This is a genomic window from Candidatus Zixiibacteriota bacterium (assembly GCA_014728145.1).
Taxonomy (GTDB): Bacteria; Zixibacteria; MSB-5A5; order JAABVY01; family JAABVY01; genus WJMC01.
The window spans coordinates 57,169-65,993 of the sequence record WJMC01000062.1 but is presented as its reverse complement, the minus strand read 5'-3'; the positions used below and the strand labels follow the sequence as shown (position 1 = coordinate 65,993).

General features: G+C 49.1%; 3 protein-coding genes. All 3 read left to right on the top strand.

The features are described from left to right. Positions 1 to 1,211: 1,211 nt before the first annotated feature. The 3 genes from lon to GF404_03765 all read left to right on the top strand — a co-directional run bounded on the left by lon (position 1,212) and on the right by GF404_03765 (position 8,818). Complete coding sequence (lon, locus tag GF404_03775; GenBank protein MBD3381299.1) at positions 1,212 to 3,686, top strand: endopeptidase La; 2,475 nt, start codon at positions 1,212 to 1,214, stop codon at positions 3,684 to 3,686. A gap of 245 nt (positions 3,687 to 3,931) precedes the next feature. After that, positions 3,932 to 6,241: a hypothetical protein gene (locus GF404_03770; protein MBD3381298.1), complete on the top strand. Its 2,310-nt coding sequence runs from the start codon at positions 3,932 to 3,934 to the stop codon at positions 6,239 to 6,241. 288 nt (positions 6,242 to 6,529) lie between these two features. Further along, complete coding sequence (locus GF404_03765; GenBank protein MBD3381297.1) at positions 6,530 to 8,818, top strand: hypothetical protein; 2,289 nt, start codon at positions 6,530 to 6,532, stop codon at positions 8,816 to 8,818. Positions 8,819 to 8,825: the final 7 nt, after the last annotated feature.

The window sequence follows — 8,825 nt, the reverse complement described above, 5'->3', positions numbered from 1 at the left end:
CTGTATGAGCTGGTCACTTCCGGTGAGATGACCGATCGTGCTCGTTTCAGTGTACATGGTCGGCTTGAGGATGTCAGGCTGAAGCAGATTCAGGATGATTTGAAATCACATGGTCTGGTTGAAGGATTTAGCCTCGAGCAGGTCTATTCACGTCCGGAACTTTGCGACAAAAACGCGCTGTCACGGATTATCATCTGCGGTGCGCTTCTGCGATGGTGTCGGGGCGAGGCTCTCGATGATCTGGAGATGCGTTTCCGGATCATGACGGGGGCTATTCTAAATGTCTCCGAGACCGCTTCCTGGCTGGCCGAGAGCCTGGCCGCAATCAGCAGGGTCATCCGGGGACCGCGATACTTGCACAGGTTTTTTCGCCGTCTCGCATTCGCTCTCCAGAACGGATTGCCCTATCATTTACGACCATTGTTCAAAATCGCGGGCAATATTTTAAACAGGGCGGAGCTAATGCTTCTCTATTCGCGAAAGATCTACAACCGCTCCGGCTTGATGACATTTCCCGCTGATCAGCTCGAACTTTTGATAGGGATTGATAAAACCTCAAAATTGAGAGAGAAACTGGATCAGAATAAAAAATCACTCGAAAGTGAGGAGGATAATATGAACCTGAGGGGAGATCATGAACTGTTTTTTGAAGCCGAATACAACCGCGACCGTCTTACGGTCAGGTTCGCGCGTCGTCGCTTCCCGTTGACTTTAAAGAGCTTCAAATACTTAGCCAAGCTGGCCTGCGCCCGATTGACCGATAAATCCGGTTGGCTTCACAAAGAGGATCTCGAACCCGGATTTAACCAGGCGCGTTATATTTACAACCTCAAGAAAGAACTCGGACTGAATCGCGACCGTAAGGTTCTCGAAAATAATCGTAGCGGATTCTACCGTCTCAACCTGGAACCGAACCAGATATCGTTCAATTTTGAAAACCTGCGTCGTCTGCCGGACTTCGAAATCAAGGAGCTTATCAACCAGCTTGAAACTATCAAGGCCTGTGCTTGATAAATCACGACAAATTTGCCTGAAATCTGGAATTTTTAGGCAGTCGGGCTTGCCAGTTCTACAAACTTTCCGATAACAAATGAGTAGGAACATTCATCAGGTCCGGAAACATGAAGCGGACGATAATGCTCAGGTGATACAAAAGGCTGAATTCCGGTGGTCAATCCGGGCAAGGTCATCCGAATAGATTTCAGGGGATTATGCAGGAAAATCAAAAAAAAGACGCGCTCCCGGTACTTCCGGTTCGCACACAGGTACTTTATCCAAAATGTATCGGTACTTTTCAGATCAACCGTCGCCGGTCACTAAATCTGATTCTCGATAACCAGGACGGCGGTCGTGAAATCATCCTGGTATTGATAAAAAAACCGGAGCAACCGGAGGAAGCAGGTGTCGATGATGTCTATCCGGTTGGGATGCTCTCCCGAATAGTCAAAATCAACAAGATCTCCGATGATATCCTGAGTGTAACGTTCGAAGGCGTCAAGCGTGTCAAAGTCGATCGTTTTATACTCGAGGAACCTTATTTTATAGCATATTATGAAGATATCGGGGAAACTAAGACACAAAGCAAAATTCCGCGCCAGGTTTATTCCGAAATCGTCACCCAGTTAAAACAGCTGACCCTCGCTGATCCCTCGTATTCGGGTGAAATACTGAATATCGCGGAAAAGTCAACCCGTGAACCGGGATATTTCTGTGACTGTATCGTCTCCAACCTGCATGTACCTCTGGCAATTAAGCAGAGCATCCTGGAAGCTCCCAATCCCGTCGAGCGGATGTCGATTCTTAAGAAGGCTATTGAGGATGAAATTAAGACCCTCGAAATCCAGGCGGAATTGGATACGAAAGTTAAGCAATCGATCAGCAAAAGCCGTCGCGAACTGTTTTTGCGGGAGCAGTTGAAGCAGATCCATCGTGAACTGGGAGAAGAAGATCCCGAGGAACGCTTAATCCGTTACTTTAAGGATAAGCTGGACAACATGGTGAGTCTTCCGTCCTATGTCAAGGACAGGATTAACCTCGAGATCGAGCGCATGAAACTACTGTCGATAGCTTCCGCTGAATATGGCGCAACCAAGGGCTATATCGAGCTTCTTTTGAGCCTGCCATGGAACAAGTGTACCGAAGATGAGGATAATCTAAAAAAGATAGAAGATTTGATCGATCGCGAATATTACGGCCCTCGCCGGATCAAAGACCGCATCATTGAATATCTCGTGGTGCGCAAGCTGACCGCGCAGATACGCAGTCCAATCTTGTGCCTGTGTGGCCCTCCCGGTACCGGTAAGAGTTCTCTGGCCAATGCAATCGCGCGGGCGTTGGGACGCGAGGTGATTACAATCAATGCCGCAGGGATTTCGCTGGTCGAGGATATCAAAGGCGATATGCGTACTTTCCTGGGGGCGATGCCGGGTAATGTCATGCGCGCGCTGGTTGAAAGGAAGAGTGCCAATCCGGTCGTGATCGTCGATGATATCGATAAGATGTCGATGTATTCGAGCAGTATGTCACTGCCTCTGGCGATGCTTGAAATTCTTGATCCGAAGCAGAATAAGTCATTTATCGATGCCTATGTCGGTTTGCCGTTCGATCTCTCACGGGCGATTTTCATCACCACCGTGGAAGCATTGGACGAGATCCCTGCACCGCTTACTGAGCGGATGGAGGTGATCGAATTCACTGGCTATATCGATTCTGAAAAGATCGAGATCGGTCAGAAATTCATCATTCCAAAGCTCTGTCGTGCTCACAACTTAAAAGAAGGCACCCTTACTTTTACAGCCGAAGCCCTGCGCCGGATAATCCGTCACTACACGCTTGAATCCGGCTTGATCGGTTTCAAACGCGAGATCGAGTTGATCTGCCGCAAGGTTTCACGTCAGCTGGCGGTCAACAAACGTAAGCGCAAAATTCGAATTACGATTAAAAATCTCGAGACTTACCTCGGTCCCCCGGTCTACATCCCTGAAATGATCGAGAGCAACCCCGAAATCGGCGTCGCCAACGGCCTGGCATGGACAGGCTCGGGCGGGGATATTATGCTGATCGAGGGTATCAAGATGCGTGGTGCGGGTGGGGTTATCTTCACCGGATCACTGGGCGAAGTCATGAAAGAGTCGATCCAGGCATCGCATTCCTATGTACGTGCTCGCGCGGAGATGCTCGGCATCGACTACAACGATTTCGTAAACTATGATATTCACATTCATTTCCCTTCAGGTGCGATTCCCAAGGATGGTCCCTCGGCTGGAGTGACTATTTCTACCGTGATCGCTTCTTTGATGTCCGATCGGCCGATCGCCAATGATATAGCACTAACCGGCGAGGTCTCATTGCGCGGTAAAGTCCTGGCGGTTTCGGGAATAAAAGAAAAAATCGCCGCCGCTCATCGGGCAGGTATCTTCAAGGTAATTCTGCCCCGTGACAACGAAAAAGATATCAAGGAAATGCCACAGCAGATACTTGAAGATATGGAGTTCATCCTGGTCGAAAAACTGGACGAAGTTTTCGAGCACGCCCTGATGGATTTTGAGCTGACCGATCATTCCCTTGAAAAACTGCTTTACCATGAGGTCGAAAAGATCAAAGAGGAAGAGCAGGCTCAAAAGCGCAAGGTGCTTCAAGCCAAAAAGCGCAAACGTAAAAATTCCCGACGTACGCGCAAGGAGTAATTGATCAAAACCGTTTCACTGCATAGCCTTGCGCGCCACCTGTAAACATCTGCTTTAGGTTTCTTGAGCGGTCCGTTTATTGCTAACCCAAATATAACTTGACAAATATATTCCTAATTTCCATATTACTACCGGATCATATTTTACTTAACAGGTGTAAATACCTGGGTTTCCTTTCCAGAATATAATTACAGGCGAAGTGGACCACTTTTTTACATGGAAGTTTTTATGCAGGAGGTGTAGCAATGCATGGGAAAGCACTTATTTTTTCAATGGTATTTTTAATCTTTTTATGGCTGGCTTTGCCGGCTATGGCCGATGATCCGGGAATTCCGGACACGGTCAGGGTCGAATCACTGCAGATAGACCCGGATCCTTTTAATCCAATCGCATTTCCGGTCGAGGTGACACTTTTCAATGATGAGGAACTGGCAGCCACATCACTCGGTATGTATTATGATTCCGACGATATCGATATCGATTCAATTACTGTCGATGGCGGGTCAATGGAACATCTCGCTATCATTCAGCATGTCATCGATCCCGACAGCAATCGCCTGATCGTTGTCGGTGTCAAGCTTATGGAGCCTGTTGGTATCGTTCCGGGTGACAGCCTGCTGGCTAAGCTCTGGTTCACCCTCGATGCCGGTGCGCCGGACCAGGTGATTACTATCGATTCCGGATTTGTACCTCCGGCCGCGCCATTTATTTTGACAAACCTTGATGGAACGTCTTTGAAACCGCAATTTATCGCAGGTGAGATTACAGTTGGTGAAGGTATCCCGCCCCAGCCGACTATCGAGCTTTCACCCGAAACTTTCGCTTTTGAGGCCACGATTGGTGATCCAAATCCGCAACCGCAGGTACTGAATATTACGAATGTAGGTGAAGGTGACCTGTTCTGGGATGCTTCCTGGGATGCTGGCTGGTTGAATGTCAGTCCTTCCAGCGGGATGGCGCCATCAAATCCGGGAGTCTATGTAAACCTGGCGGGCTTATCGGCTGGCGTATATACCGACTCAATAATGGTTTCTGATCCAAATGCTACCAATGATCCACAGTACGCGACAGTTACGTTTACTGTCAATGAGCCTCTTCCGGAGATCGAGCTGGTACCGGATGAGTTCTACTTCCTGGCATTGCAGGATTCCGCCAATCCGGATATTCAGACGTTGGTGGTCAATGATGTCGGTGGCGGTACGCTCTCATGGACCGCCACGAATTCAAGTATGTGGCTGAGCCTGTCCGCTTACAGCGGTGGTCCCGGCGATGCTGTCGACCTGATGGTTGATATCACCGGGTTGACATTCGGAACTTATTACGACACGATCGTCGTCAGCGATCCGAATGCTACCAATTCGCCTCAGTATGCCGAAGTTGTACTCGAAGTTATCAGTGCTTTCCCTGTTCTGGAGGTTGAACCGCTGTCTTACCAGGTAGGTGGTTCGATTACCCAGAATCCCTATGACCGCATTTTAAAGATAATAAATGGCGGTGGTGGCTCTCTTAACTTTGATATCACTGCCACTAACGAATGGATATCTTTCCAGCCCTCAACCGGATCGACCATGGGTGTTGAAGAAGTCGTGGTCAGTTTCGAGACGATCGGGATGAACCAGGGCTTCCACTACGACACGATCGTTGTGACTTCCACCAACGGCACCGGCGGCCCGTATGAAATCCCGGTTCAACTGTGGGTTATGCAGTGGCCTCCGGAACTCGAAGTTATCGGTGATCAGCTCAGTTTCAGTGGAGTACAGTGTCAGAATATACCACCGATCCCGAGCCAGACTTTCGAAATCCAGAACAACGGTATCGAGAGCCTTGACTGGACGCTGGAATGGGATGCTGACTGGCTTGTTCCGGACCCGAGTTCAGGCCCCAACAACGCGCTTGTCGAGGTGTCTGTCGATGAGTCCGGTCTTGCTCCGGGAACCTATACAGATACTATCAAGGTCGTCTCCACCTGGTCGCTGACACCTCCTGACTATGTGGAAGTCTCGTTTACCGTCAACAGCCCGACCGATCCGACCGAACTGGATGTCAGTGTCGACTCGCTGGCGTTTATCTTCCTGGCGGGTGATGTCGGCCTGACGGTTAACCCCACGCTGATTATCAATAACGCTGTTTCCGGCTGTATGGACTGGTATATTACCGATCCGTATCCCTGGATGACCTTCGAACCTGATTCCGGTACGAATTTCCAGGAGGTGAATACTAACGTGGTCGGCGCCGGTTTGCCTCTGGGAATTACCCCGGGTGAATTCGTGATCCATGCGCCCGGTTCTGTAAATGATTCCGTGGTTGTCGAATTCAACGTCTATATCGCCCAGTTTGGTGATGCTAATTGCGATGGAAACATCAATGTTACCGACGCTGTCTATGTAATCTACTACGCTTTCGCGGCAGGTTATCCCAAGCCGATTCCGCGTGAATGGGCGGGTGACTGCAACTGCGACAGGATGGTCGATGTATCCGATGCGGTTTATATCCTGAACTATTCGTTTGGCGGGGGGCCGACGCCATGTACTTACGATCCGTTCATTATTCCGTAACGGTATAATCTTATAGATATTTGGGGCGGGCAGATAATCTCTGCCCGTCTTTTTTTGTATCGATTTTGCGCAATTGAGGGAACAGGGTCGACGTAAGCCCTGTTATATAAATGGCTTATAGGAATATAGGGGAACAGGGCAAGCTGATTTGCGGTTGACAAACAGTGCTTTTATCTTATATTTCTGTGGCTGACTACTCTGTATGTGAGCTTCTTTTTTTACCTCTCGAGCCTGTATGCGGAGAATGAGATTGTAAATTCCGAAAACATATATGAATTGGAGGATCGCGTGCGATTTAAGCTTCTTAGTGCTTTACTGGCACTTGTCATTCTGGCGGGATTTTCGACGGCTAAAGCGGAGAGTCCGGCTGATGCCCGTGAGTTTTTTGAAAGCATCAGCGGGAAAGACCTGATTGTCGAGGATCTCAAAGATCTTACACCCGAGGAATTGAGCGATATGATCAGGACCACTCATGATTTCTGTCGCCACGGCAAAGCCCTGCGCCTTCAGAAAGCTCGAGAGGCTCAACAGCAGGAGATGCTGACCAAGTCGTTTTTGTCACAATGGCAATGGGATGCGCTCTATTACGAGATCAGTTTCGATATCAATTTCAGCACCGAAATACTCGACGGTTATGTTAAAACTATGGGGGCGAGCCTGGTTGAGGGGCTGTCAACAGTGGAAATCGATCTATATGACAACATGACGGTCGATTCGGTTACCACCGGCGCCACGAGTTTGTCCTATACTCATTCCAATGATATCATTACGATTACTCTCGACCAGACTTATGACAGCGCTCAGACGTTCGAATTCTATGTCTACTACAATGGCCATCCGACTGAAGGCGGTTTCCAGGCTTTCGCCTTTGGCACCCATGGGGGTGTCGATGTTGCCACTACGCTGTCCGAACCTTATTTCGCCCGTACCTGGTGGCCATGCAAGGATAATCCCTCAGATAAAGCCGACTCGGTCGATATTATCATAACTCATCCGGACAATTTCGTATGTGCCTCGAACGGTCTGATAAACAGCATAGTTGACAATGGCGATGGTACCAAAACCACGCACTGGGATCACAATTACCCGATTACGACATACCTGGTCGCTATCGGGGTAACCAATTACTACCAATGGCGTGAATGGTACATATCCGAGGCGGGTGACAGCATGCCGGTCGATTTCTTCGTCTATCCGGAAGACCAGACTCTTTCCGAGACATACTATCCGGTTACAGTCGATATGATCGATACGCTGGCGGGTCTTTTCGGCGAATACCCATTTGTGGGTGAGAAATATGGCATGCTTCATTTCGACTGGGGCGGGGCGATGGAGCATCAGACTAATACCTCCATGTCTTCCAATGCCTACTATGAAAGCATAATTGTGCATGAGCTCGCTCACCAGTGGTGGGGAGACATGATAACCTGCGAAAACTGGCACGAGATCTGGATGAACGAAGGCTTTGCTACCTATACCGAAGCTCTGTGGGTCGAAGCGACTGAGGGCTGGGCATTCTATCGCGATTACATGAACAATATGCGTTATACCCAGGGGGGGACGATCTGGTGTCAGGATACTACCCAGGTCTGGTCGATCTTTACCAGCCGTGTATATGACAAGGGCGCATGGGTATTACATATGCTCAGGAATTTCGTGGGAGATTCAGCATTCTTCGAAATCATTCATACATATTATGATGACCCTCGTTATAAGTGGGGTGATATCACTACTGTTGAATTTCGTGATTTGTGTATCGATGTTTCCGGTGATGATCGCCTGCATGAATTCTTCCAGGACTGGATCTGGGGAGAGTACTATCCCAAGTATCGTTTCTCCTATGTCTACGAGGAAGTCAATCCCGGTGATTATATGTTTTACCTGCACCTGAGGCAGACTCAGACCACCAGCCCGCAGGTATTCGACATGCCGGTTGAAATCACGATAAACTCTGGCGGACCATCGATTGTCGAAACAGTGTTCAATGACCAGCGTGAACAGGACTTCGTATTCTATCTCGAAGATCAACCCTATCATCCTTACCAGGTCTATGTCGACAAGGACAGCTGGATCCTGCGGGACGCGCTTGTTGAAAACTACGGCCTGCGGGTGCTCGATATTCCGGTCGACAGCGCGGTTCAGTACCAGAACTATGTCGATACGGTGCTGATCAAGGGTGGTACTCCGCCGTATGATGTCCAGATTGTGGCTGGAAGCTTGCCCGATGGACTGGAAATCGACAATGAAGGTCAGCTTACCGGAAATGCGCTCGAAAGCGGGATGTTTACATTTACTGTTTCTGCCACCGACGACAGTGATCCCCAGCTTTCCGATGATATGAATTTCGAGATTTTTGTCGAGACCGGCACACTGCTGATCGGCGATGCCAATAACGACGGCAATATCGATGTATCTGACGCTGTTTACATTATCAACTACGCATTCGTGGGCGGACCGGATCCTGTTCCTGTGCTCGAGGTCGGTGATGCCAATTGTGACGCGAGTGTTGACGTGTCCGACGCTGTTTACATCATCAACTTCGCTTTCGCCGGCGGACTGGCTCCGGGAGATTGTTAGAATGTAC

Excerpts from the sequence above, each read along its gene's own strand:
- lon (MBD3381299.1), top strand. The coding sequence starts at position 1,212 with ATGCAGGAAAATCAAAAAAAAGACGCGCTCCCGGTACTTCCGGTTCGC.
- GF404_03770 (MBD3381298.1), top strand. The coding sequence starts at position 3,932 with ATGCATGGGAAAGCACTTATTTTTTCAATGGTATTTTTAATCTTTTTA.